The sequence below is a fragment of the Chryseobacterium limigenitum genome, assembly GCF_900114875.1.
In the GTDB taxonomy this organism is placed as follows: Bacteria; Bacteroidota; Bacteroidia; order Flavobacteriales; family Weeksellaceae; genus Chryseobacterium; species Chryseobacterium limigenitum.
Map to the genome: position 1 here is coordinate 167,773 of NZ_FPKW01000004.1, position 26,263 is coordinate 194,035.

Genomic DNA, 26,263 nt, shown 5'->3' on the forward strand with positions numbered 1-26,263 from the left:
GGATACCAATGATAGTGATGTGAATATTCGTATTTCTTCTTAAGGTTGTCATATTTAAGCGCAATGTTTAATATTTATATTTGAAAAACTTTCGTCGTCAATCTTTTCATTTCAAAATATAAATTTAAGATGATTTGTTTACAATCGGCTAAAAGCTAAAATTTTCCTCTCAAAATATTGGATTTAAGCAAATTATTGTTATATTAACTAAGGCATAATTTCATATTTTTGCAAAACATGGATAAACATAGTAAAGAAGTAAGAAGCTTTAATATGAGTCAGGTAAAATCTAAAGATACAAAGCCTGAAATCTTGGTAAGAAAGTTTTTGTTTTCAAAAGGTTTAAGATATAGATTATATGACAAGAAACTATCCGGTAAGCCGGATATTGTCTTGCCGAAATATAAAACAGTAATATTCATACAGGGATGTTTTTGGCATGGACATGAGAATTGTAAATATGCATCAATACCAAAAACAAGAACGGAGTTTTGGTTAAACAAAATTGAAGGAAACATAAAAAGAGATAAGTCTAGCATTCAAAAATTGATCGATGAAGATTGGAATGTTTTGCAAGTTTTCACGTGTGAGTTAAAAAAAGATAAGAGAGAACAAACATTGAATAATGTTTTGAAAAATATAGAAAGTCAATTTAACAGTTGATTTATAGTATGGCAAATAAAGAGAATAATAAAATAGAAAAAAATCACGGTTTAAAAGTTGTAGATTTTTTCTGTTCCGGAGGCGGCATGAGCTCCGGAATGCAAAACGCAGGTATAAAAGTTATTGCCGGAATTGATTATGATATCAATTGCAAAGAAACTTATGAGGCGAACATAGAAGGTGCCAAATTTATACATGCTGATGCATTTGATTACACAGAACAAGAACTTGAACAAGAATTAAATCTTCAGAGAAATGATGATGATTTAATTTTGATAGGTTGCAGTCCTTGTCAGTTTTGGAGTATTATTAATACTGACCGACAAAAGTCCAGTAAATCAAAAAGTCTTTTGAATGAGTTCAGGAGATTTGTAGAGTATTTTAATCCTGGATATGTCATTGTTGAAAATGTACCGGGCGTATTAAGAAGAAAGGAGGAAAGCGGGTTAGATAATTTTATTGAATGGTTAAACCAGCAAGGATACCGAGTGCATTGTAATATTCATAATGTGAAAGAATATGGTGTACCACAAAACAGAAAAAGATTAACACTCATTGCCAATCGAATTTCTGATATAGAATTAGAGCCTGTAAAACATAAAGGGGAAAAGTTAACTGTTTATGATGTCATCGGCGAACATAACGGTTTTCCGAAAGTTGATGCAGGACATAAAGATTCAAGTGATTTTATGCATACCGTGGCAGGGCTTAAACAAATAAATATTGACCGACTAAATCTAACTGAAAAAGATGGTGGCGATAGGATGGCATATGTAAAGGATGAAGGTTTAGCACCAAAATGTCATAAGGATGACCTTTTAAATTTTAAAGATACTTACGGAAGAATGTGGTGGCACAGGCAATCTCCAACGATAACTACTAAATTTTTTAGTATCTCAAACGGAAGGTTTGCACATCCAGAAGAGAACCGAGCTATTTCATTACGAGAAGGTGCTGTTTTGCAAACTTTTTCGAAGGACTACATATTTAAAACAACAAGCATTGCTAATACTGCAAGGATGATAGGTAATGCTGTTCCTCCGAAATATGCTACCTCTATTGCGAAATCAATTATAAAAAATCATCTAAATGCAATTTAGAACAAAAGCAAGAGCTGTTGATTTATTAGGAAAAGGACAAATTGCTGATTTACCAACAGCGATAACTGAGTTATGGAAAAACGGTTATGATGCTTATGCAGACAACTTGACAGCTGAATTATTTAAAGAAGGATTTAATTTTTTAGAAAATTCATATTTCATAATTTCAGATGATGGTAAAGGTATGTCTAGTTCTGATATTTTAGATAAATGGTTAGTTTTAGGTACAGATTCAAAATCAAGAGCAGAATTAGATGAGGAATCTGAAGCTACCTTGTGGAAACGCCCAAGAATAAAAGCTGGAGAAAAAGGTATTGGTCGATTGTCTGTTGCATATTTGGGTAATCCAATGCTGATGCTTACAAAGAAAATTGGATTTCCAATCGAAGCTTTATACTTTGATTGGCGTTTATTAGAGAATTATAATTTATTTTTAGATGATATTAATATTCCGTTAAAATCTGTAAATAATTTAAATGCTTTAGAATCTGTCTTTAATGATTTGAAGAAGGATTTCCAATCGAATTTTAATAAAGAAGTTGATTTATATAATAAGCCAATCTGGGAGGGAAAACAAATTGAACTAAAATCTGAAATTATTGCTAATACGAAGGAAGCAATATTAGAAGCTCCAATTTTGGAATATATTTTTTCTTTCTTTAATTCAGAAGATTCTCATGGAACGTTATTTTTAACATTTAACCCCATAAACCAAATACTGGAACTTGCAGAAAATGATAATGATGGATTGGAGGATAGGAAATTTGTGATTTCAAGTTTGACAGGATTTACTAATCCATTCAAAGACACAAATATTGAAATTTTCACAACTTTCAATATAAACAAGGAAAATGAAACTTTTGACCTTTTAAATTCAAGAGGTAATTTTTTCAACAAATCAGATTTTGATTTGGCTGATGTTTATATTAATGGAGAATTTGATGGAAACGGTTCTTTTAATGGTATAATTAGAATTTATAATGAATCCATAAACTACACATATACAAATCCCAGAAAAAAAGACAAGAGGTCGTTATACGGTTGTATTCCTATTGAACTAGGCTATTCACAAGGAGAAGAAAAATCTTCAAACTTGACTGAGAATCAATTTAATGCATTACGAAATAAAGTTACTGAATATGGTGGATTATACATTTTTAGAGATGATTTTAGGGTATTGCCATATGGTAGAGAAAATGCAGATTTTTTAGGTTTTGAAGAAAGACGTTCTAAGAGAGCTGGTACATATTATTTTTCTTACCGAAGAATGTACGGCTATTTAGATTTAACGAGAGATCGTAATGAATATCTTAAGGATAAATCAAGTAGAGAAGGATTAATAAATAATGCTCAATATCGTGCATTTACAAATGATGCAATTAATTTTTTCAAAACTCTTGCACAAGACTATTTTGCAACAGAAGCAAAACAATCTTTATTTATAGATAAAAAGAAGGAATTAAATGATCAACACGAAGCCCTAAAAGCTGATAAAGCCAGAGAAAAAGCAGACAAAATTGCATTTTCAAAATCTTTAAATGATTATCCCAAAAAATTAGATGAACATCAATCAAAATACGAGCATTTATTAAATCAATTAGATGAAAAATTAAGTCTAATTAATGTCGGCTATTCAGAAGTTGAGAAAATTTTAGATGAACTTCAAAAGATGGATTTGGAATTAAAGGGATTAATTCCAAAAGTACCAAAACGCTACAAACCTACTGAAACGCAAAAAGAACGCCTTTATAAATTTGAAAATCGCTTAAACAACTATATTGAGCTTGTTACTCCCAAAAGAGAAGAACTAAATAAAAAAGCTCAAGATAAATTGGAGATTAGGGATTTAAAGATTGATTTCACCAAGAAGTACAATGGATACATTTCTTCATTGGAAAAGGCATTAAATGAAAACCGACAACAGCTTGATAATAAGTTTAGTTCTTTATCGAAAGATTATAGAGAAAGATCTAGACGGCTAATCAATTCACTTTCTGAAAATAAAGAAAGAATAGTTGGTGAGATAGTTTCCAAAGAACAAGTAAATCATTTTACTAATGAGATTGAAAAGCAGTATAATAGTTTGTTTGAAGAAACTGAAAGAACATTATTTCCTTTAGTAGAACATATAAAAAGATTATCTTTTGATATCGATGAGGAGCAGGTACAAGGGGCTTATAAAGCTCAATATGATCAAATGAAGTATCAATGGGAACAAACCAGAGATACGGCTCAGTTGGGTATTGCTGTAGAAATAATTGACCACGAATTTAATCAGTTATATGCAAAAATTAATAATCAAATAAGTGTCCTAGGTAAAAATGATACGGTCAATTCGATTAGAGAATTTAATTTTTTGGAAAAAAACTTTAAACAATTAGAAGATAAATATGCATTACTTTCACCTCTTTACAGAATTTCAGGGGCATTAATTAAAGATGTTTCCTGTAATACTGTTTATAGATATTTGTTAGAATTTTTTGAGAATCAAATTGCTGATTACAATATTAAATTTGAAGTATCAGAAGCTTTCAAGAGCCATTCGATAGCAATTAAAGAACCAGTGATTTATACTGTCTTTATTAACATTATCAACAATGCTATTTATTGGATGCGAAACAAAGAACAACGAATTATTAAGCTTGATTATTTACCGGAAAGTAATGAGATTATTATAGCAAATTCGGGGGAAAAAATTCCAGATTACAGATTGGATAAGATTTTTGAATTATTTTATTCTCAACGTCCAAATGGTAGAGGTATAGGTCTATATTTATCAAAACAAAGCCTACTAGAATCTGACCTTGAAATTTTCGCATCTAATGACAAAAAATATAATTATTTAAACGGAGCTTGCTTCATAATAAAACTAATAACCGAGGAAGATGTATAGTCAAAAAGCATTTGATATTTTAAATTTATCTATTAATAATGCTATTTTCATTGATGAAAAAGCAAAAGATTTTTACTCTGGAACTGAGGTGGATCCTAATATATCGGAGGAAAAATTATCATTTGATCTTTTTAACACATTTAAAAAGAATGGGAAAAATTTGTCAGTTCACAAATTCGAGAAATCAAATTTGGATGATCCAAATACAATAGAGTATTTATTCAAAGGTAAGGATTTAATCCTATTAGATTGGGAGCTTGCAGAACTTGCAGGTCAAGAGTTTTCTTTAAAATTATTAAGTAAAGCGATAAGTGCTCCTTATATAAATTTTTGTTGTATATACTCAAGTTCGACAAATTTCAACCAAATTCCTTTATTTTTAGATACTTTTTTCTCAGGACTATCAAAGGAAGATTTTGAAAAGATCAGTAATGAGTATTCTTTTTTGGAGAAGGATGAGTTAAGAGAACTGTTAAATAAAGATGAGGAAACGATAACATCGGCAAATTTCGAATCTGGTCTAGATTTAAAAAATTTCCCTATCGAATTTTTGAAAGGTAGAGAAAAGAGTTATTTAGTTCGCCTAATACATATCTCATTAAATATTGATCAATATATTCTTCCTGATGATTCAGCAATGAAATATGAAGTTATGAACACTGGTGATAATTCTTTTATGATAAATAATACTTTTGTATTAACATTAAAAAAAGATTTCACAGAAGATTCTGATATTACAAAATTATTAACTCGGATTTCAGAAGTTATAATTAAAAACAAAGGAAGCTTTTTCCAATTGCTTGGTTTAGAGATGCAATCTGTTTTTAACTCAAATGAACGTTTTATTGATGAAACGATTTTGAAATCTTCAACTGAAGCACTTTTTCAGTTTCGAAATCACCTAAGTGATGATAAGATTTTTGGATCAATTATTAAAAAATTACTTATTGAACAAGCCACATTAAAATTACGAACCGCAAAACTAGAATTATTAAAACCTGAGTTTTTAGATTTTAAGAGTAAAGATTTAAAAAGTACAAAGCCAACAAACGATGACTTATTTCAATTAAATGTATTTTATAATTCTGTAACAGTTAACGGCTTAAATTCTGACAGCGTACCAAACTTAAATTTTGGGGATATTTTCAAAGGAGCTGGAAAGGATTATTATTTGTGCATCACAGCACTGTGTGATTGCTACTATCCAGATAAAATTCAATCTAATTTCTATTTTGCAAAAGGCTTAGAATTTGAGGATTTAGAAATGGCTTTGAGGCTGGGTGATACCGCCTTTTTAAGTTTTTTACCAAATGGTAAAGTAGTGTTATGGGGCGATAAAGAAATTGTTAAAAATCCTGAGAAGGCTAAGAAAAGAGAAGATGAGTCTGAAGAGGAATTCAAATTAAGAAAGGAAAATGAACATTTAAAATTTGAAGCTCAAGCATATAAAAAATTTTTATATAAACCATTTTTCATAAAGCCAAAAGTTTTCAATGTCGAAAATAATAAATTAGTTGATAAGAAAATCAGAATATGGGATATTACCAACAAACTTAAAACTGGGAAGGTTGATCAAAATTTAAATTATTTTGATGTTGAATATATTACGACATTAAGAGAAGACTATGCTCAAAGAATTTCTAATCACGCCTTTGGGCATCCCTCAAGGGTTGGTGTTGATTTTGTTAAAATAAAATGATTTCAATTAATCTTATAAATCTTTCAAAATAAACAAATTGTTATAAAAACAAACTCCTGACAGCTGTCAGGAGTTTGTTTTTATAACATTATCGCTGAATTTTGCTAAATTTATATTTAGCATCGTCTATTAATTTTTTGTAGAATAATTCTTTTTCAGCAGTTAGTTTATCTTCAAGATTGTAGGACTCATTAATTAGCAATAAAACGTAATCCAATGATTGCAAAATAAATAGGGGATTGTATTCGATTTTTAATAATTGACAAACCTTGAATAAAATTTTCCAACTTGTGGAATGCTCGTATCTCTCTAATCTTCCAATAGTTGTTTTGTTAGAACCTATTAAAAGTCCAAGATGCTCTTGAGATATTTTTTGTCTGAGCCTTTCGACTCTTACTATACAACCGATTTGTAAAGCCAAAAAGTCAATTTCTTCATTACTATATTCTTGCATATAGTAAAATTTGAAATATTAGATAATATTATTCGATACAAATTTGTATCGAATGTCGAATTTTTTTATTATATTTGTAAAATAAGTTACCGAAGTGTAACTTTGCGATACTTCAAAGAAATATTAGAAGCTATTGCTTAGAGTCTCGGTTCGAAAACTGGTAATTTTTAAATCCCTGAGATAATAAGTAAGTGGCTCACGACCTAGGCGTGAGTCTCTCTTATCTTGGGATGGGTATACCAGTGCCTCGAATCAGATAATGTAGAGTACTCACGCTGTTTTTCAATGCTATTCGCCTTACCTCTACATTAAAATCTAAGCCCGTTTCCTAAAATATAGTATCAGAATAACAGGATACAATAGGAGGGTACAACCTATTGCGGCTTTAAATAGCTCACACGGGACACAGATTTCATTCATATTAAATTCTTTCCGGTGCCTTTCGGTCACTGCTTACAGAACCTCACCAGTCCTCCTTTTTCATACCAAAGGGCATCAGGAAAGTTTTATCCATCGATGAATCCATCACATTAATTACAAAAATAAAAAACAAAAAAGCCCCTTCCCATACAGTTTGACGACATAGGGAAAGAGCAGATCAGTAATTAATTTAACGATTAAAAACCTTTTACAAATCTATGAAAAATTCCTATTACAAGATAGGAGGTATTTTCTTTGGCCTTATGCTGACTGCTGTCAGCACCAACACAAAAGCCCAAATCCGCACCATTTCCGGTACCGTTACTGCATCCAACAAACCACTTTCAGGAGTAACCATCTCCCAAGAGGGAAGCGATCAGATAACGACCACCAGCGAAAACGGAACCTACCAATTACAGGTTTCAGCAGAAAATCCCATCCTATTGTTCAGACATCCTGATTACGCTCAAGAACGAATCACAGCCACCAATCAGACCGTCGTCAATATCAGCTTAGAACAAAAAGTAAAGGGAATCGAAGAAGTTATTCTCAACGCCGGCTACTACAAAGTAAGAGAGAAAGAAAGTACCGGAAGTATAGCCAAGGTCACGGCAAAAGACATAGAAAACCAGCCTGTGAATAATGTATTATCAGCCATGCAGGGCAGGATGCCGGGTGTGACGATTACACAGAATTCAGGTGTTCCCGGAAGTGGTTTCGATGTGCAGATCAGGGGTAGAAACAGTTTAAGAAGCTATGCTTCTACAGGCTATGACGGCAATAAACCGTTATACATAGTCGATGGTGTTCCTTTACCTCAAATCAATGATTTTAATACCGGAATGTCCGGAAATATTATGCCTTTCAGTGAAACCAATCCCCTAAATTCCATTAACCCTGAAGACATCGAGTCCTTCGAAGTTTTGAAGGATGCTGATGCAACCGCCATTTATGGTAGCAAGGGTGCCAATGGCGTCATATTGATCACTACTAAAAAAGGAAAGAAGGAGCGAACAGAGGTAAGTCTGAGAACAAGTTATGGTCTTGGCGATATGACCAACCTTCCTAAAATGATGACTCTTGAGGAATATACGGCAATGCGTAAACTGGCTTTCGCCAATGATGGTATTGCGATTCCTGCCAATGCCTACGATGTCAATGGGGTGTGGAGTTCTACAAAAAATACAGACTGGCAGAAATACTTCGTCGGCAATCAGGCTGAATTTTCAGATGTACAGCTCAGTGTATCTGGCGGAAGCGGCAATACACAATTCTCGGTTTCCGGTGGTCACAATGAAGAAACAACAGTATTTCCGGGAAGTTACCACTACACCAGAAATAACTTAGGCATTAACCTCAACCACTCGAGTAAAGACCGAAGATTCCAGATAGGGTTTAATGGTACAGCAGCTTTACAAAACAATGTCCTGCCTCCGACAGACTTTAATATTCTGTATGCTTCGTTGGCTCCCAATGCACCTGACCTCTATACGGCTGATCATAAGATCAATTGGGAGAACAGTACGTTTTCGAATCCGATGGGACCTGCAACGCAGACCTATTCTGTTAAAACCAACAGCTTGAATGCCAACATTACATCCAGCTACAATATGGGAGGCGGGTTTTCTGTCAACCTCAACACGGGCTACAGCAGTTATAATGCTTATGACCAAAAATTATTTCCAAAGACGACTTACAATCCTGCAAGCAATATAGGAAGCAGTAATTCATCAATAAGAAAAGGACAGAAGCAGAATCAGAGTTGGATACTGGAGCCCCAGCTGAATTATGAAAAAAGGTGGGGTAAACATAAGCTGTCAGCTTTGTTGGGTGCTTCGTTACAGGAACAGAAGTCTGACAATGTAGTGATCCTCGCCAAAAATTTTCCTTCTGATGAAATGTTGACCAATATTGCAGCGGCAACTACCATCACGGTTCCTAGCGCCAGTGAAACACTTTACCGCTATCAGGCTGTATATGCAAGGCTTAATTACGGATTTAACAAACGGTATTTTCTGAATTTAACGGGAAGGCGAGATGGTTCCAGCAGGTTTGGTTCCGACAGGCGATATGCCAACTTTGGTGCTTTAGGTGCGGCCTGGCTTTTTTCTGAAGAAAATATGCTGAAAGACTCGTCCTGGCTGAGTTTTGGAAAATTGAGAACAAGTTATGGGGTGGCTGGTAATGATCAAATTGGCGACTATCAGTATTACGATACCTACCAATCTAGCGGCGGGTCATATGGTGGCAGTTCAGGCTTGGTACCGCAAAGGCTTTATAATAAAAATTTTGGCTGGGAGCTTACAAGGAAATTTGAGGCAGCTCTGGAAATGGGATTGTTTAAGGAACGATTGAATTTTACATTAGGCTATTATCATAACATAAGCTCTAATCAGTTGGTTGGAATCCCAATGCCGGCCACGGTCGGATTTACAAGTATCCAGGCGAATCTTGATGCCACGGTGAGAAACAGAGGTCTAGAGATCTCTTTCCAGTCGGTCAATGTACAATCAGTAAACTGGAAGTGGACGACTAATCTCAATTTCACGTTGCCTGAAAATCAACTGCTTGAGTTTCCTAATCTGGCTACTTCAACCTATTCCAACAAATTTGAGGTTGGAAAGTCTACATCATTGGTCAAATTATACCAATATACGGGCATCGATCCTGTAACGGGACTCTATACTTTTTATGATGCCAATAAGGACGGGATTATCAATACTGCGGACCGTGTGGTGAGTAAGGAGCTGAAAGAGTACTGGTATGGTGGCCTTCAAAATAGTGTACAATATAGAAACTGGACTTTTGACGTGCTTCTGCAATTTGTCAGTCAAAGTCAGTATAATGCGTACTCGATGTACAATAACTTAGGGGTAATGGCCAACCGACCTGCAATGTACAATGATTATTGGACCCCGGATAATCCTGATGCCCAGTTTCAGAAGCCCAGTGCCGGCTTTAATCCTGCAGCTGCAACAACAAGCTCACTCTTTATCAACAGTGATGCAACGGTATCGGATTCTTTTACAGTGAGGGTCAAGAATGCGACATTGACGTACACAATTCCGTCATTGAATCAAAGCAAACTCAAGGCGAAGATCTTTGCAAGTGGGCAAAACCTCTTTGTATTCTCCAACTATAAGGGCAGTAATCCTGAATTTATGTTAGCAGGATACAGCAGTCCATTACGCGTCATCAGTTGTGGATTTTCATTAACCTATTAGTACCTTAATTATCATGAAAAATACAATTATCAGAAATATTATTCTACTGTCAATTTTAATCATATCCCTTCTGCTTTGTAAAAGCTGTGATGAGTTTACGGATGTTGGATTGCCAAAAAATCAAATAACAAGAGATGTGGTCTTTAAAGATGACCAGTTGGCAAAGGCTGCCATGGCAGGAATCTACAGGTCGCTGGAAGAGTCAGGATTTCTGTCTGGTTCTTCATCAGGAGCGCAGGTGATCTGGGGATCCTATATTGATGAGCTACAGTCTTATGGCGCTGCCACAACGGATGCTTCAATTTTCTATCAATTGAGCCATACTGCCAGTACAGATAAAATCAGTACGGTATGGAATACAAGTTACACTCAGATCTACAATATCAATGCAGTGATTGAAGGGGTGGAAAATTCAGATCAGCTGAGCACTGCGGTGAAGGCTCAGCTCAAAGGAGAAGCACTGTTTTTACGTTCCATCCTTCATCTTTATCTTGCATTGACTTACGGTGCTGTACCTTATGTTACAACAACAGCTTATGAGGTTAATCAAAGTATAGGTAAAATCAGTGTTGATGAAGTTTATTTAAAATGTAGGAATGATCTTGAAGCATCACTTGCCCTGCTGCCGGAAACACTACCTAAAGGCAGTAGAATTTATCCCACAAAGATGGCATCTTATGCTTTGCTTGCAAGAATTGGCTACTATCAATCCGACTGGGGTAGTGCTAAGCATTATTGCGATCTTGTTATCAACAATCCGCAGTATCAGATGGAAGTCCTAGATAAGTTGTTCTTAAAAGACAGCACCAGCAGTATTTGGCAACTATTGCCTTATGGTGCAGGATACAATACTTATCAGGGCAACGTATTTATTATCAAAACAGCACCACCTTCAAATGTTGCGCTTCGGCAGGATTTTATCTCCGAGTTTGAAACCGGCGATAAAAGGTTCAGTTCCTGGGTTGCGCAGATCAAGGATTCACAAAACAAAACTTACTATTACCCCTTTAAATACCAACAGTACTCCAGCAGTGCCACAACGATGGAATATTCTGTGATCTTACGAGTGGAGGAGTTGTATTTAATAAGAGCTGAGGCTATGTTGAAGATGGCTCAGTACAATGCGGCGGTTGCTGACATTAATGCGGTCCGTACCCGAGCTGGTTTAAACGGTATTGCAAATACTTCGGATTCCGCCTTTTTGCTGAATGCCATTATCAAAGAGAGAAGGTTTGAACTATTCACAGAGTTTGGACACCGTTTCTTTGATCTTCGTCATTACAATCTGTTGGATGATGTGATGCAAGTAAAGAAATCCGGGTGGAAGCCGAACTTTAAATTGTTGCCGTTACCGGAAAAGGAACTTTTGTTAAATCCTAATTTAAACCCTCAGAATAATGGTTATTAGGTTTTGGACATTTGTTTTTCTGCTTACACAGGCCTATTGTTTTTCTCAGAACATAGACAGCCTGGATTCGGTCTATAGTCAATTTTACAAAACTGATCTGTTAACCGTAAGTCCATCCGGCAAATATGCTGTAGTGAATCACAATAATACTTATGGTAAAAATGAAGATGAGATTGTTGATTTGAAGACTGGAAAGGGAACTGTCGTTGAAAAACATATAAAGTACAGTTTTGTTGGAGATGAAGACCTCATTATGCAGACCTCGGAAAGGACAAGATTTCAAAATTTAAAAAGTGGGAAGTATAATGATGTCAAAGGTGGGTTCTCAGTTACAGTTTTAAAGCGTTCAGGTTCGGTTTTACTGTATGATACAAGGTTACAGAAGCTAATTTTAACATCCAAAACGGGAGAGGTCCTATGGAAAGAAAATACGGTGCAAACGTACAAAGTGGATGAGCATTCTGAGCAATTAATCTACGCTTCGGGAAAGCAGGTGGGAATTGTCGATTTGAAAACGAAGCGAGCGAAAACGTATAACTTGGAAAGTGAGATTGATTGGATTAGCTTTACTAGCGCAAAGGTATATCTTTTTCATAGGCAGGCTTTGCAGCTGGAGATATATACTTTGGATAACTCAGCTGACCGATTCTATAAACAAATCATTCGTTGTCCTGAAGGTTTTGAGTTGGCTGAATCATTAGATACTTATTTTGAGATTAGGGAAGACGAACATTTGTTGCTGCCGCTGTACCTCAAAAGTAAATTGATAAAAAGTGAGAATTCTGACCTTAAAATTACGTACTCCAATAGAAACAGTAAAGATCAAATTTTATATCATCATCTTGGTATCTACAATATCGCCAGACATAATTGGGAGTATACACCTAATCAATTTGAAGTTTCACCAGTCTATAAATTTCTAAATGACAAGGCCGATTTTATTGTGTATGACCAGAGCTCAGATAAAGTAGAAAATCAGGAAAATGTTGTAAGAGATTTAAAATTGATTTTGGACTATGGTAAAAGTTCTTATTTATTAGCTAAAAAAAGAAGTAATGACGGAAATTATTTATGGGACAGCAACACGAGACAATTCGTTTATTTCAATGAAGGGAGATGGAGGAGTTATAACGTGGATTCAGAAACTGATATTTTATTGCCAATAGATGATGAAGAACGGAAAGACAATTCAAGAGCTGTTTTATCAGATAGTCCTGATCGTAAACCAATCCTAATCAAAGACAGATCAGCGGTTATGCTTTCTAATGAGTTTGATTATCTCATATTTGATTTAAAGTCACATCATTTAGAAAGGATAACGAATGGCGAAGAAAAAAAGCTAAAGTACGAGTTGCAACGAACGCAGGATCATTATTCTGAATCTCCCTGGAATCTAAAACTGGCAACGATAGACTTAGAAAAAGAAATGATTTTTAAAAGATTTAATATGATGGATTACACTACTGGATTCAGCATGTATCATTATAAGAAGAAAAAATCAACATATTATGATCAAGGACATTATAAGGAAGCAGTACCTTATAAAAATGGCATTTTATTCACTTCTGAATTTGCTTTTGAGCCTTTAAAATTATCTATTGCTGACAAGAGTGCCATTAAAATAGTGTATCAATCTCAAAATGAAGAAAGATCGTTACTTAAAAATTTGAAATATCATATTTTTCAATACGAGACAATTTTTGGTAGAGCGAATGCTGCCCTGTTACTTCCTATTGGCTACGACAACAAGAAAAAATATCCCCTCATCGTTAATGTATATGAACAGCAATCGTTGAATGTTCTAACTTATGCTCAACCTTTTTTGTCAGCCAGAGATGGTTTTAATTATATGCATTATCTGCTGAATGGCTATATTGTACTTTTGCCAGACTTACAATACGATATTTCAAACATTAAGAATAGTATTATATCATCTTTAGAAATGAGCATCGATTCTGCCCAAGAATTAGCTTCTGTCGATAAAAAAAATATTGGAGTCTTGGGATTATCATTTGGTGGCTACGAAACGGGATTAGCTTTGGGAAATTCAAGTTATTTTAAAACGGGCGTTGCGGGCGTAATGGTTTCCGACCTTGTAACTAGGACACTAAGTCAGTCTGAAGTTATGTCAGAACCTAACTATCTTCGGGTGGAGAGCAGACAATACCGGATGAAAAACCAGTTATTTGACAGTTGGAAAAACTATCAGGAATACTCACCAATTTATTATCTTAAAAATGTTAAAGTGCCAGTATTGATTTGGACAGGATTGAAAGATAGAAATGTTTCGCCTGAGCAATCAAAAATGTTTTTTTTAGGGATGAAAAGGTTACAGAAGAAATCGGTACTATTAGAATATTTTAATGAGACCCATACTATTAACTCAAAAGAAAATCAACGTGATCTGAACGTCAGAATTTGGCAATGGTTTGACTATTATTTAAAAAATCAACCACTAGCAGATTGGCTACGTCCAATAACTGAATAAAAAAGCTCCCGTTTGGGAGCTCTTTTTTTAGTTTATTTTATACAATTCAAGATTAGCCGTTTCGGGATGGTCCACTTGCGGGCCGCTCGTTCCGAAAACCTGCGCACCGGTGACTGTTCCGTCAACCGTACATATTGGAGCATCTTCTTCTTGACACATGACACTTCTGTCCCACTGATTAGTTAGACTATTAAAAATATAGCCTTGTCTAACAGCTAAATTCTCACTGCTACTTTTTTCTTTTTGAGTAGCGAATGCAGTTCCGGTTCCTATCAGAATTAGAACTGCTGGTAAAATGTAATTTTTCATTTTAATAAAATTTGATGTTATGCCTACTCTAAATCAACAGGTTTTCGGCAACCCCTGTTCTGTTGGCCAACAGATCTTATTTAAATGTATATCGAGAAATTTGATTTCCTGACAGTACATATAAATGATGTTTTGTGCTTAAAATACTTGTGATTTTGTTTCTTCTGTCATTTTTTATGTAAAAACTATAGCGGTATCTTTTAGTTGGTAGATCATACACGTCAATCACGTCACTTTTTCGAAACTTAATAAATGATTCGTCTTTTCCTCGTACTTTAGATACATTAAAGAATTTGTTATTGGATGCTGTTTGTGCTGTGTTTATTTCAAGCGGTGCTTTCAGCAATTTTGTCTGACCATTATTTAATGTTGTAGTTTTAATGGTATCATTAGAGGATATATCCAGTAATGTATGGTGCCTCTGAATATTTTTAAGATCAAAATCAGTAGTTATTGTTTGATTTCGATAGAGCAGCGTATAGATGATTTGGTGATTTATATGGTCAATAATCATATTGCCGTCAACATCAAAAATACCATCAGCGTTGGTCTTTAGAACTTCAGGAGCTAGAACATAATTTTTTGAAGAGCTTTTTAAGACGCCTAATTCACTTTTTCTTGTTTTAATAAGCATCGTTTTAAATACATATTTCTTTGGTTCCAACAAATAAAACTTTGAAAAATACAGTCGGTTAATACCTGTATCGTAAACTTTTAACGAAGGAAGCTTCCCTTCAAAAATTACCGGTACTTTGCCATCGGACACACTGAAATACGGATACAATACATTGATAGAGACATTTCTGAATTGGTAGTTATAGTTATCGAGTCTTATGGTATCCACTTTTACATCATTAAAAGATGGCATAACAGTCGAAAGTAGCAGTGGTGTTTTTCTATAACCTAAAAATAATGTATCACCATGATTGCCTGCAAAATAATAGTTGTCCGTAGGTAACTGTAATGTTTTATATTCAGATCTTAATGGACTTATCATCTTCCTTTTAAAATCTCCCTGATTATCATTGATATGTGGACAAAATATTAGTATAAGCAATAATGTTGGCAGTGTAGCGATCAACGCGCCAACTACCAGCAACTTCTTTTTGTTTTTAGACTCTATTGTATTAATTGCAATTATTATCAATACGATACAAGCCAAATTAAATATAAGATGCTCATTCCAGGTCATCTTTTCCAGTATGCCGCCACATGAGCAAGGAATTGAATCACTAAAATGTAAGATGAGATATATGTAGAACGTGAACGTGAACATCATACCTAGCGAGGCATATAATCCTATCATACGCGAGTGCTTAAAAAATAATACGATAACAATTATAATCTCAGATATTATTGTAGCATAAGAAAAAAAGCCTGCATATTCGCCGAGTATAGGAGATTGCCCTATCTGTACCTGGAAGTTCTCAAAATCAGTCAATTTACTTACACTGGCATATACAAACAATAAGATCAAGAAATAACTTATTATTGTTGCAATGGTATTAGAAATATTTTTCATGGCTTTTTTTATTAGTTTAACAGACTTGAATTAATCTCCATTTGATCTTCCTCCCACAATAGTCAGGCATTTTCTCACCCTTGAATAAGGTGACTGTCGTTTTAAAATTCCCCATACTTTCCCAGATGCCGCTTTCCGGACATGGTAAGCCTGTGACAACTGATATGGAGGTAAGGGGAATCATAGGTCATATAATTTGATTATTTACTTTGAACAAGCCGCCAGTTGTCACCATCTCTTACTGGCGGGTCAGGATCTACAATTTCTTCTGATGTTTTGGCAGAATCTCCTTTCATCATCATTGTTTTTTCTATCTGATCGAATTGATCATCACGTACATTGATTTCCTCATCTCGATGGGTACAGTTTTGCATAAAAACTGAAGCTATCGCTATACTAAAAATTGGGATAAACTTTTTCATTTTTAATTTTTTTAAGTGATTATCCCGGCCGGATTGAATTAGAATTCTGAGTCCAAAGTTAGAGGGCAGGAAGGTCGAAAAAAACTGCTCTGCGGGCCGATTTTAAAATAGATACGTCTCAATTTTAAAATTGATACAAGTGAAAAAACTGCTTATGACCTTATAGATCAATAGTTTGCGTTATTCATTGCCAATAGCCTAGCGATGTCCTGAAAACAGTGATATTTAGGCATAAAATGATTATTTTTGGAATGGTGAGGTTCTAATAATCAGTATATGAAAAAGTTAAATTACTTTCTCGTTCTCTTTTCTGCATTTTCACATCTTTTATTTTCCCAGCAAAAACAAGAAAAGACTTTCAGTGAGATCAGAAAAAATTACGAAAAAATGACCATTGATGACATGTATGCAATGCCGTATGTTAGATTGTATATCCAGAAGGCGAAAAGGGAAAATAACTTTGGGAAATTAATTCAAGGCTACAGGGACGGTCGGCAGTTTGATTATTATAACAAGAACAAATATGCAGACAGTGCCCTGGCGATAAGTAAAAAGCACGGGACCACTGACGATATAAGCAAAGATCATCTAAGTAAGGGAATCATCTACTATTTCTATGAAAAGAAATATAAACTGGCGCTGGATCAATATCTCAAAGCTTATGAATATTCAAAGGGGTCAGAAGATCCTTATCATCACCATAAGGTCATCTATCACTTGGGGATCGTCAAAGAACATCTGGGATATTATGATGAAGCCCTTGAGCACTTTAAGGACTGCGTTTCTTTTTACAGCGCAAGGCCCCAGCAGAAACTCCATGACAACGAGCAATTCAATTATAAAAAAGCATATCTGAATAGTCTCCATCAAATGACCGTGGTCAACAGATATCTTAAAAACTACAGCAAAAGTGACAGCCTAAGCCGATTAGGGTACAGCCTGACCGTAAATAACAATGATTTTACACTTGAAAACAGTTATTTCCTTAAGTGTATTGGAATTTCGAAGTTTCATAAGAAGGAGTATGATGGGGCAGAGAAAGATCTTAATAGATCGCTGCCGATTATTTTAAAACGAAAGGACTTTGCCTGGGCATCAGTGATTTATTATTACTTAGGAAAGATATCAGAAGTTCAGGATGATCCGGAACAAGCCATCTATAATTATAGTGAAATAGATTCGATCTTTGAAAGGCATCAATTTATCCTTCCGGAAGTTTACGGCAGCTATAATTACCTTATTGATTATTACAAAAATAAGAAGGATGTAAACAAACAACTTTATTACACCGGTCAACTGCTGAAAGCCGACAGCATGATCTCCAAAGACTATTCTTATCTGTCTTCAAAACTTCATAAAGATTACGACCGCAAAACATTGATCGAGCAGAAGGAAGATCTGGAAAAAGCCAGCACGCGAAAAATAAAGTACGCCCGGATCCTCATATTTTCAGGAGCAATTGTCTTGTGTTTTTTTCTAATACGCTACATCAAAGATCGGAAAATTAAAAAACAGTACCGTCTGCTACAGAAAAGAATAGCGGAGGGAACCTATGATGTCAATGATATCATACACGATGATGCTATCGAATCCAACATAAGGAAGACCTCGCTGACACACGAAATGACCGTCGAGATTCGGGAAAAGCTTGAGAAATTTGAGAAGGAAAAGCAATTTCTAAAGAAAGGACTGAACGAAAAGGATGTTGCAGTAAAGCTTTCAACCAATTCCCATTATCTGTCAGTCTACATCAACGAACACAAAGGGATGAACTTCAACAAATATATAGCGGAGCTCAGGATCAATCATATTACCCATTTGCTAAATACCAATAATATGTATCTGCGTTTTACCATTGAGGCGTTAGCGAAGGAATGTGGCATTGCTTCCCGTCAAAATTTTTCCAACCTGTTCTATGATATCAATGGAATACGTCCGACAGACTACATCAAGAATAGGAAAAAAGAACTGGGGATCAGCTGATTGTCGCATGAATACACGAAATTTTGTAAATTTCTAAAAAAAGGACATGGTAACAAAAGCTATTTTTAGAAAAATCACAAAATTACATTACGATTTAGAACTGAAGATCAATGAGGTGTATGACGACGATGAAGATATGGTAAAGGTTGCAGAGAAATCCCTGCTTCTCATAGATGAATGTATCAGAAAATTAAAAGAAATAATCTCGATACATTATTTTGAGAATATCGCTGAAGAGGTTTACTTTTTTAGGAAATTAAAACCTCAGTTCATCTCAAAGTTTATCTACTATTCCACAATATTGGACATTGAATCACATAAGCCCAGCGCTGGAAACAAGACCTTGAAAAAATACTATGAGGCAGAGCAGGAGAAATTAAAATCCTTTTACATAGAGCATACAGAATTCTACAGTTACTACCGACGCGAGGCAACCTATCTTGATCATAAAATATTTATCAGAAATTCTTACGACCTTAAAATGAAATTATCATATGGCTTCTACAATTTCGATACGAGCTTTACCACTTCTCACGATCATCTGATCGCAAGATTCCTCGCCAGCCAGCAATTGGACAACTATTTAAAAAAGCAGCTTGAAAACTTAAGTGATCAAGGCAGTACTAAAACTTTGTCACCATTGGTATGGTCTGCGTCCAAGGTAGGCTTGATCGAGCTCGTGTACGGCCTATATCAGATGCGCTGTTTCAATGGGGGGAATGTTGAACTCAGTGAGGTCATCAAATTCGTGGAGAGATCTCTGGACACGGACCTGGGCAATTTCCACAAAACGATATTCGAGATCAGGAACCGCAAACAGGGTCCAACGAAATTTTTGCATCTGGTCAGTGATCATCTCGATCAGCACTTCCTGAACACTGAAGGTGAGTGATTTTTTGAAAACCTTAACTGGTCTAACCCCATTTAAGGTTTTCCTTGATCTTTATTGATCAGATGTTTTAGATCGGGATCATTTGAAATCCTTTCCATCTCATCACTGATAATCATTAGGATATCCGCCTTAATATTCTTATAGTTGGCTGTGATTTCTTCCTGCATGCGATCATGTCCCTCCTTATCAACAAATGAGCAGATCTGAGGTATTCTTTGATAATTCTTTTCCTCTGAAGAAAGTTTAACGGTGTCAATGACGATCTCCGAATGGAAAATTTTCTGTTCTATTCTTTCATCGAAATTGTCGGAAACCGCCCCAACAAAAACGCCCTGTGTCAATGTTGAGATCTTAGAGGCCGGGATCAGGCTGTCCAATTGTGTGGAAATGGATGTTGAAGTGTCATTCCTGTTGATGGAGATGCTTTGCCTTTTTTGTAAGACCTTGCCAAATCTCTCTGACAGGGCTTTTGCCGTTTCCCCAACCACCTGTCCGCTGAAAATATTCCCAACGGTGTTCTGGATCACTTTGCTTTCCTTATCGCCATAGTCCCTGGTCAACTGTGAAAAATCCTGAAACCCAAGACATACAGAGACCTTATTGCTTCTGGCCGTTGCGATCAGATTATCCAGTCCTCTAAAATAGATGGTGGGCAGCTCATCAATGATCACCGAACTCTTGAGCTGCCCCTTTTTATTGATCAGTTTGACAATTCTTGAATTATAAAGTCCCAGAGCTGCTGAATAGATGTTCTGTCGGTCAGGATTATTGCCTACACACAAAATTTTCGGTTCTTTGGGATTATTAATATCCAATGAGAAATCATCCCCGGTCATCACCCAATAGAGTTGGGGGGAGATCATTCGTGACAAAGGGATCTTTGCCGAGGCTATTTGTCCCTGCAGCTGATCCTGTGCTCCTCCCTGCCAGGCATCCATAAAAGGGGAGAGGTAGTTTTCCAGTTCGGAATAGGAGGTAAGGATCGTAAATACATCCTCATACTTCTTATTAAGCAGTTCGATCGCGTGTGGAAAAGTGCAGTATTTACCACCCTCATAAATTTTCAAAAACCAAATGATCGCAGCCAAAAGGATGATCGGGCTTTCCACGAAGAAGTCGCCCTGCTTTTGGATCCAACTCCGGTTAAGATTCAGCATTATGGTGTAGGCTGCTTCATAAGCATCAGAGATATCCGTCATGAAAACAGGATTTAAAGGATTACACCGGTGGCTTCTCCTTGGATCATCAAAGTTAATAATGTAAAATTTAGGTTTTGTTTGATAGCCTTCAGAATGATGTAACAGATGGTTGTAAGCAATGGTTGAAAGGTCGTCGAACTTAAAATCGTAGATGTACATTGAGAATCCTTTTTCAATATGCTGTTTTATAAAATTGTTGACCACAGCGAATGATTTCCCTGATCCCGGTGTACCCAGGACAATAGTGGCGCGAAAAGGATTGACGACATTGATCCATCCTTGATGCCATCTGCCCTGATAATAAAACTTGGTTGCCAGATTGACGGAATACTCGTTGTAAATCAGTTTGGTCTCCTGTTGGAAACTTTCATTTTCGCTGTTGAAGACATCATCCATTAAATTGTGTTTCAAAAGGCGGCTCATCCAAACACCAGCCATCATCAAGAAAATATAACCCGAACCAGTTGACAGCATATATAAAGGAGTCACAAATTCCGATGACAGTTTTACAAGAGGGGTGCTAAAGAAGAATAATAAAATGCCCAAACCTAAAGCAACAAATATCTTCTGCCATGTGATCTTTTCACTTTTTACACCTTTGGTGCCAAGACAGCTCAGACTTAACAATAGAACTGCAAAAAGTTTCGAATACAATGGTCTGCTGAATAAACCTGCTGTCCGGTCAAAGTTTTGAAGAATCTTATTGACCAGCTCTGAAGACCATCCTTGATCATTGAAAAAGCTGTAGCAATACCAATACAAATGCATCAAAACCAAAATAACACTGACCGTTCTCATAAATGCCATTATTTTGGCAAGTCCCCTCAAATCGTCTTCTCCCTGCATATTGTTTTTTTTTAATGTGCGGTATGAATATAAAGGTCATGTCGTCCGGTTATGGAAAATGGCATTTATCTGCTCTTGATGTCGGTGTTTGGCCATAAAAAATAAAACTTAAGATAATTACGGAAAACCGCATAATGGCTTACATAGAATATCTTAATTTTAATCAACTTTAAATAAATATATTATGAATGAATTTGACGAAAATGATTTAGTCAATAAAGACTATGAAAACACTACAACACAGGGGGACAATCCTGATTATACAGCAATTCGTGACAGAGAGCGCGTGAATAAAAAAGAACGTTATGAGGTTGTTTATTTCTGCAATGCTTTTGTAAAAGGATATCAAGTACCAAAAACGAAAGAGAGTTTTCAGAAAGTCGAAAAAATACTAAGACTTCCTCAGGCCAGCAATATAGTGATGAGAGAAGAGCTGAAAAATTTTGTTGCTCAAAATTGGAATAAGATTTAGCTAAATAACAGAACTAAAGTAGGTACTATCGATTAATTTCATTGCAATATAATCGTAGTACCGATTTTATCTTTATTGCCCTCTTCTACGTTTTTTCCTCTTCCTTATCATATCTGTAAAATGCTCTTCCTCATAATTGTTGTTAGGCGATCCAGGTATCAATATACCCAGTGTTTCAATAAAAATGTCACTATATTGTTCAGAATCGTTGAGAAAGTCCAAGTGACGATCAAATTCTTCAGCAGGTTGATTTTCATTGGTTGGCTGCGATTTTTTTGTTTGCATTTGATCAGGTATTTCAATTTCCGGTCTAATGTTATTATTCCAATAATCATTAAAATTATTAGCAGAAAACTCCTTCCCCAATCTTGACCCGTTCAATACCGTTCTTGATCGGTGATCAATAAAAGTGATTCCATAGATCCTGCCGTTTTCATTTTTTCGGAAAACAGTATCAATTCCCTCTTTTTTCAATTTCTTTTTAAATGTTTGCTCATCTTTTGAAGAATGATGAGCTTCAGTGATTGATCTTTTCAAATTTTGTTTGACGAGTTGATCATTGCTTTTGTTTTTACAAGCAGTGAAGTGTTTTTGGAGAGCATCTATTCCTGCATTTTTCCCGAACAAAGAAGATTTAAAGGGATTTCCAGCCTTTTTTCCTTGGTCATCTAAAGGAAAATAAAGCAATCCTCTTTTTAATTGACCTTGTAATTCTCCCTCCACTTTCTCGACAGTGATATTAAATAGTGAAAGCAGCGCATTATATTCCCCTAACGATTGAAATTGGTAGTAGGAGGGTATATGTCGTATTACCGATGCAATCTGACTTTTGATATCTCCAGATTTATAATCGATTGGTCGAAAGATCTTTTGATTTTGCTGAGACTGTTTCTCAACTGCGGATATAAGACCGAATTTCTTCTCCAGTTCCCGGCAGACTTTCATCGAACGGATCTTTTCAAATTGATCAGAGATCTTTTTTCCTTCTTCATCTACACAGACTGAAACAATATGGATATGGCTGCGGTCAATATCGGTATGCTTGAACACAATGAAAGGCTGGTCGCCATAACCCATTTCATTCATATACTGCTCAGCTATATCTCTATATTGCTCGTCAGAGACCTCGTCTTTAGGATCAGGATTAAGGGAAATATGAAGCGTATGTTTTTCGGTATTTCGGTTCGCCACCAGGTAAGGCTCAAATGATCTCGCTAATTGAGCAACAGAATACTTCCCGTCAGCTGTTTCAATCATTTTATTGGTCATTAGAATTTCTCCCTTATCCTGTTCCATTTTTGAATTATTATAGGACAGTGTGCCAAAAAGATTACTGCTTCTTCCAATTTTTGCGATCATATTACTCCGGATTTTTAAAATGTTTTTGATCAAATTCTTCTGTCAACTGCATGACTTTTTTAAAGATATCGACCATTTCCAAGGTCTGTTTTTCCAATTTATAGAGGATAGCCGCTGCTTTTTTCTCTGAAAAATTAGTGTATAACAGTTTAACCATCTGATTATAATTGACCCCAACAGCCCGAAACTGGCTGTGAAATGAGGTCAATCGCATATAGAAATCCACCGTTCCCTTATCCACTTTAATGGTCTTGATCGTCTTTTCGAAAATGCAGGATGTTATAAAATGGGCTTTCACTTTCATTCCCGACTGATCAAAAAGTTCAAGAAAGCGGGAATGTTCCTGCTCATTAAATGAGATCGTATATCGAATCTTGGCAGGATCCGCCTTTGGACGGCGTCCTGTCTTTTTCTGTGGTTTACCATTATGATCATTCATCATCTGTCCAATTAAATTTACAAAACATCGACTTCGGAGATCGTTTTCTGCCCCCTGCAAGGGCAAGTTGTTTTGAGCATCCGAAAACGTTTCGAGATGCTCAAAACACAACTTGCCCCTTTCGGGTGAAAGGATAAAGCTATAATAGAATAGATTCAATCCAGTAGTACAGGCTCTTCCTATGTGAAAAGATTTAGAGCATTAACCCATTCAATCACCCTTTGACAAAGTAAACCACAATGCTTCACAGATTCTCTGATGTTCATAAGGCCAAACAAATCCATTGCGAGTCAAAGACAACCACTTAGAAGTTGAGTGCAGCCGGATGTTATTTATTTGTACCAGAATGTCGGCAGGGCTGAGGTATGGCAAAATCGTTTGAGTTCTTGAAGGCAGGCATTCCAACTTTCCAGACGTCAGTCAGAATATCCGGAATGCAATAGCACTAGATAAAGATCAGTCAGGCATTCCAACCTGATGGAAGTACAGGATCCTTTCAGGAAAGACCCACTGACTGATTGAATTCTGGTCCTACAGTTGGAAGTCAGATATGCTTTCAATTGCCTAAGATTGCAGGAAAGCTGGATGTGATTCGAGCCTGCCAGCCAGCTGTCACTTTAGAAGTATCGTTAACCAATGTTCAACAAAAAAGTCAAAAAAAATGGAAACAAAAAAACAACCATTCATTATCGCCTTTTCCACTCAAAAGGGAGGAGTGGGAAAAAGTACCTTCACAGCACTGTTGGCAAGTATCCTTCATTACCGTTTAGGATATCAAGTCGCTGTGTTCGACTGTGACTTCCCACAGTACAGTTTGATACAGATGAGAGAGAGGGACCTTAAAACAGTGATGCAGAATGAGATACTAAAAAAAATGGCTCATAAGCAATTTACAACCATCAATAAAAAAGCCTATCCTGTGTTCCAGAGCAAGACCGATACGGTTTTGGAAGAGCTTGAAGCGTATGTTGATAATTCCGAAGTTGTACCGGATGTCGTTTTTCTTGATCTGCCCGGAACGGTCAATACGGCTGGTATTTTGAGTACACTCGCCAATGTCCACTATATTTTTTCACCCATAACTGCGGATAGGATTGTCCTTGAAAGTACCCTGAGTTTTACGGATGTTCTGACCAATATTCTGATGAAGAAAAAGCATACCGAGATCAAAAGCATACAGTTGTTTTGGAATCAGGTCGATGGTAGGGAGAAAACACCGCTGTATGAAAATTACAATAAGGTGATCAAAGATCTGGGACTTCAATTGATGGAAACATCGATCACAGACAGTAAGAGATTTCGTAAAGAAGGGGAGACTGTCGCCAAAACCGTTTTCCGTTCAACACTATTACCGGCAGACCCCAAGTTGATGATGTTATGTAGGCTCGACCAGTTTATGGAGGAATTTTTAAGAATTGTAAAATTGTGAAAAGATGGACAGTGATAAAAAGAACAATGAAGACAACAATATCGATGAACAATATTTGATGTCTATCATGGCTGGCAGCACAAAGAAGGAAACGCAGAATCATGAACTTGATTCTGAAAAGGACAAGACGCCTGCGAAGCAAAAAACAAAGAACAAAAAAAGTACTGAAATCACCTATGCTGAGCAGTTTCTTACGCATCATACAATGACCAAACGTGGTGATAAAAGTATCTATATTAGACCTGAATATCATGAAAGACTTTCACGGATCATCCAGATCATTGCCGAAGATCAGATCCCTTTATATGCTTATCTCGATAACATTTTGGCGTACCATTTTGAAACGTTTGAAAAAGAGATCACCGATGATTTCAACAGCAAATACCGTCCAATCTTTTAATCTATCATCTTATGGAACAATTAATCATCATAGGGCTATTATTAGTTATCATCCTACTACTTTGGGATAGGAAATTTACAAATCAGCATCCAAAGGAAAAAAGTGCCGAAGCTCACCTAACTGTGCCCTCTATTATGGGAAAAACAAAGACAGAAGAAAGAAAGTTACAGCCATCTGATGCTGATCATAGCCAGAACAAATCTATCGTACTAAAAGCAAATAATTTTGATTCAGAAACCAAGGAGGAGGTATTTGAAAATACGGCTTCAAAGAAAGAACTTGACGAGATACTGGTCAAAAATAATGATTGGGAAGACGAGGAAGAAGACTGGCAGTACCAGGATGATTCTAAAATAGAAAGCGGGTTTGCCACAGGGGTTACCTTTCAGGAATTGAGTACTGCGGGACAGCTGCTTCAGCAAGATGTGCTGGAGCCTGACTTAGAGCAACAAGCAGTTCACATCATTCAGAAAATTCAGGGAACCGAGCTTTTTGATCTTTTAGAAAATTCATTAGGTGATGCATCAAAGCGAGTTGCTAATTTGCTGAGCCAGAGTATTTCGAATGAAGATGATGAAATTTCTTTCAAGCGTAAAGATGATGCAGATGGTTTTGATATCGGGAACTTCTTATAGTTCCCGA

Annotated in this window: 20 protein-coding genes; 13 read left to right on the forward strand and 7 right to left on the reverse strand. The window is 35.9% G+C overall.

Annotation, left to right across the window (positions count from 1 at the left end):
• Positions 1 to 237: 237 nt before the first annotated feature.
• The 4 genes from BT156_RS07405 to BT156_RS07420 are packed head-to-tail and all read left to right on the forward strand — an operon-like array spanning position 238 to position 6,355.
• Entirely contained in the window at positions 238 to 663 is a 426-nt protein-coding gene (locus tag BT156_RS07405; RefSeq protein WP_072408719.1) for a very short patch repair endonuclease, read from the forward strand.
• 8 nt (positions 664 to 671) lie between these two features.
• A complete protein-coding gene (locus BT156_RS07410; protein ID WP_170857277.1) occupies positions 672 to 1,763 on the forward strand; it encodes a DNA cytosine methyltransferase in 1,092 nt (363 codons plus the stop codon).
• On the forward strand, positions 1,753 to 4,656 hold the full coding sequence (locus BT156_RS07415; RefSeq protein ID WP_072408721.1) for an ATP-binding protein: 2,904 nt from the start codon (positions 1,753 to 1,755) through the stop codon (positions 4,654 to 4,656). The genes BT156_RS07410 and BT156_RS07415 overlap by 11 nt, the downstream gene beginning before the upstream one ends.
• The gene (locus tag BT156_RS07420; protein ID WP_072408723.1) at positions 4,649 to 6,355 is read left to right on the forward strand and encodes a response regulator receiver domain; all 1,707 of its coding nucleotides are present in this window, start codon (positions 4,649 to 4,651) and stop codon (positions 6,353 to 6,355) included. The genes BT156_RS07415 and BT156_RS07420 overlap by 8 nt, the downstream gene beginning before the upstream one ends.
• 88 nt (positions 6,356 to 6,443) lie before the next feature.
• Here the strand turns inward: BT156_RS07420 and BT156_RS07425 are convergent, their stop codons facing one another.
• Positions 6,444 to 6,809: a helix-turn-helix transcriptional regulator gene (locus tag BT156_RS07425; RefSeq protein ID WP_072408725.1), complete on the reverse strand. Its 366-nt coding sequence runs from the start codon at positions 6,807 to 6,809 to the stop codon at positions 6,444 to 6,446.
• A 638-nt stretch (positions 6,810 to 7,447) separates the two neighbouring features.
• On the opposite strand from BT156_RS07425, the gene BT156_RS07430 reads away from it, so the two are divergent.
• From BT156_RS07430 to BT156_RS07440, 3 genes are all read left to right on the forward strand, one after another.
• Positions 7,448 to 10,453, forward strand: coding sequence for a SusC/RagA family TonB-linked outer membrane protein (locus BT156_RS07430; protein WP_072408727.1), 3,006 nt, complete (start codon positions 7,448 to 7,450; stop codon positions 10,451 to 10,453).
• 13 nt (positions 10,454 to 10,466) lie between these two features.
• Complete coding sequence (locus tag BT156_RS07435) at positions 10,467 to 11,861, forward strand: RagB/SusD family nutrient uptake outer membrane protein (protein ID WP_072408729.1); 1,395 nt, start codon at positions 10,467 to 10,469, stop codon at positions 11,859 to 11,861.
• Positions 11,862 to 11,994: 133 nt separating this feature from the next.
• Positions 11,995 to 14,349, forward strand: a complete 2,355-nt coding sequence (locus tag BT156_RS07440) for an alpha/beta hydrolase family protein (protein ID WP_170857279.1) — start codon at positions 11,995 to 11,997, stop codon at positions 14,347 to 14,349.
• A gap of 27 nt (positions 14,350 to 14,376) precedes the next feature.
• Here the strand turns inward: BT156_RS07440 and BT156_RS07445 are convergent, their stop codons facing one another.
• The 3 genes from BT156_RS07445 to BT156_RS07455 all read right to left on the reverse strand — a co-directional run bounded on the left by BT156_RS07445 (position 14,377) and on the right by BT156_RS07455 (position 16,602).
• Positions 14,377 to 14,658 carry a DUF6520 family protein gene (locus BT156_RS07445; RefSeq protein ID WP_072408733.1) on the reverse strand — a complete coding sequence of 94 codons (282 nt, stop codon included), beginning with the start codon at positions 14,656 to 14,658 and terminating at the stop codon, positions 14,377 to 14,379.
• 76 nt (positions 14,659 to 14,734) lie between these two features.
• The gene (locus BT156_RS07450; RefSeq protein ID WP_072408735.1) at positions 14,735 to 16,180 is read right to left on the reverse strand and encodes a MauE/DoxX family redox-associated membrane protein; all 1,446 of its coding nucleotides are present in this window, start codon (positions 16,178 to 16,180) and stop codon (positions 14,735 to 14,737) included.
• Positions 16,181 to 16,380: 200 nt separating this feature from the next.
• Positions 16,381 to 16,602 (reverse strand): hypothetical protein, encoded by a 222-nt coding sequence (locus BT156_RS07455; RefSeq protein ID WP_072408737.1) that lies wholly within the window; start codon positions 16,600 to 16,602, stop codon positions 16,381 to 16,383.
• A gap of 276 nt (positions 16,603 to 16,878) precedes the next feature.
• On the opposite strand from BT156_RS07455, the gene BT156_RS07460 reads away from it, so the two are divergent.
• Together BT156_RS07460 and BT156_RS07465 are read left to right on the forward strand one after the other, a co-directional pair.
• Entirely contained in the window at positions 16,879 to 18,585 is a 1,707-nt protein-coding gene (locus BT156_RS07460) for a helix-turn-helix domain-containing protein (RefSeq protein WP_072408739.1), read from the forward strand.
• Between the two features lie 46 nt (positions 18,586 to 18,631).
• Positions 18,632 to 19,477 (forward strand): RteC domain-containing protein, encoded by an 846-nt coding sequence (locus BT156_RS07465; protein WP_072408741.1) that lies wholly within the window; start codon positions 18,632 to 18,634, stop codon positions 19,475 to 19,477.
• A gap of 32 nt (positions 19,478 to 19,509) precedes the next feature.
• Here the strand turns inward: BT156_RS07465 and mobC are convergent, their stop codons facing one another.
• On the reverse strand, positions 19,510 to 21,522 hold the full coding sequence (gene mobC, locus BT156_RS07470; RefSeq protein ID WP_072408743.1) for a conjugal transfer protein MobC: 2,013 nt from the start codon (positions 21,520 to 21,522) through the stop codon (positions 19,510 to 19,512).
• Positions 21,523 to 21,706: 184 nt separating this feature from the next.
• Between mobC and BT156_RS07475 the strand changes: the two genes are divergently transcribed.
• Entirely contained in the window at positions 21,707 to 21,994 is a 288-nt protein-coding gene (locus BT156_RS07475) for a hypothetical protein (protein WP_072408745.1), read from the forward strand.
• A gap of 72 nt (positions 21,995 to 22,066) precedes the next feature.
• Here the strand turns inward: BT156_RS07475 and mobB are convergent, their stop codons facing one another.
• The gene (gene mobB / locus BT156_RS07480) at positions 22,067 to 23,353 is read right to left on the reverse strand and encodes a conjugal transfer protein MobB (RefSeq protein ID WP_072408747.1); all 1,287 of its coding nucleotides are present in this window, start codon (positions 23,351 to 23,353) and stop codon (positions 22,067 to 22,069) included.
• A gap of 1 nt (position 23,354) precedes the next feature.
• On the reverse strand, positions 23,355 to 23,792 hold the full coding sequence (gene mobA / locus BT156_RS07485; protein WP_072408906.1) for a conjugal transfer protein MobA: 438 nt from the start codon (positions 23,790 to 23,792) through the stop codon (positions 23,355 to 23,357).
• A 661-nt stretch (positions 23,793 to 24,453) separates the two neighbouring features.
• Here mobA and BT156_RS07490 point away from each other — a divergent pair.
• The 3 genes from BT156_RS07490 (at position 24,454) to BT156_RS07500 (ending at position 26,256) form a co-directional block, all read left to right on the forward strand.
• Positions 24,454 to 25,221, forward strand: a complete 768-nt coding sequence (locus BT156_RS07490; protein ID WP_072408749.1) for a ParA family protein — start codon at positions 24,454 to 24,456, stop codon at positions 25,219 to 25,221.
• 4 nt (positions 25,222 to 25,225) lie between these two features.
• Positions 25,226 to 25,621 carry a DUF3408 domain-containing protein gene (locus BT156_RS07495; RefSeq protein WP_072408751.1) on the forward strand — a complete coding sequence of 132 codons (396 nt, stop codon included), beginning with the start codon at positions 25,226 to 25,228 and terminating at the stop codon, positions 25,619 to 25,621.
• 134 nt (positions 25,622 to 25,755) lie between these two features.
• Complete coding sequence (locus tag BT156_RS07500) at positions 25,756 to 26,256, forward strand: hypothetical protein (RefSeq protein ID WP_228430044.1); 501 nt, start codon at positions 25,756 to 25,758, stop codon at positions 26,254 to 26,256.
• Positions 26,257 to 26,263: the final 7 nt, after the last annotated feature.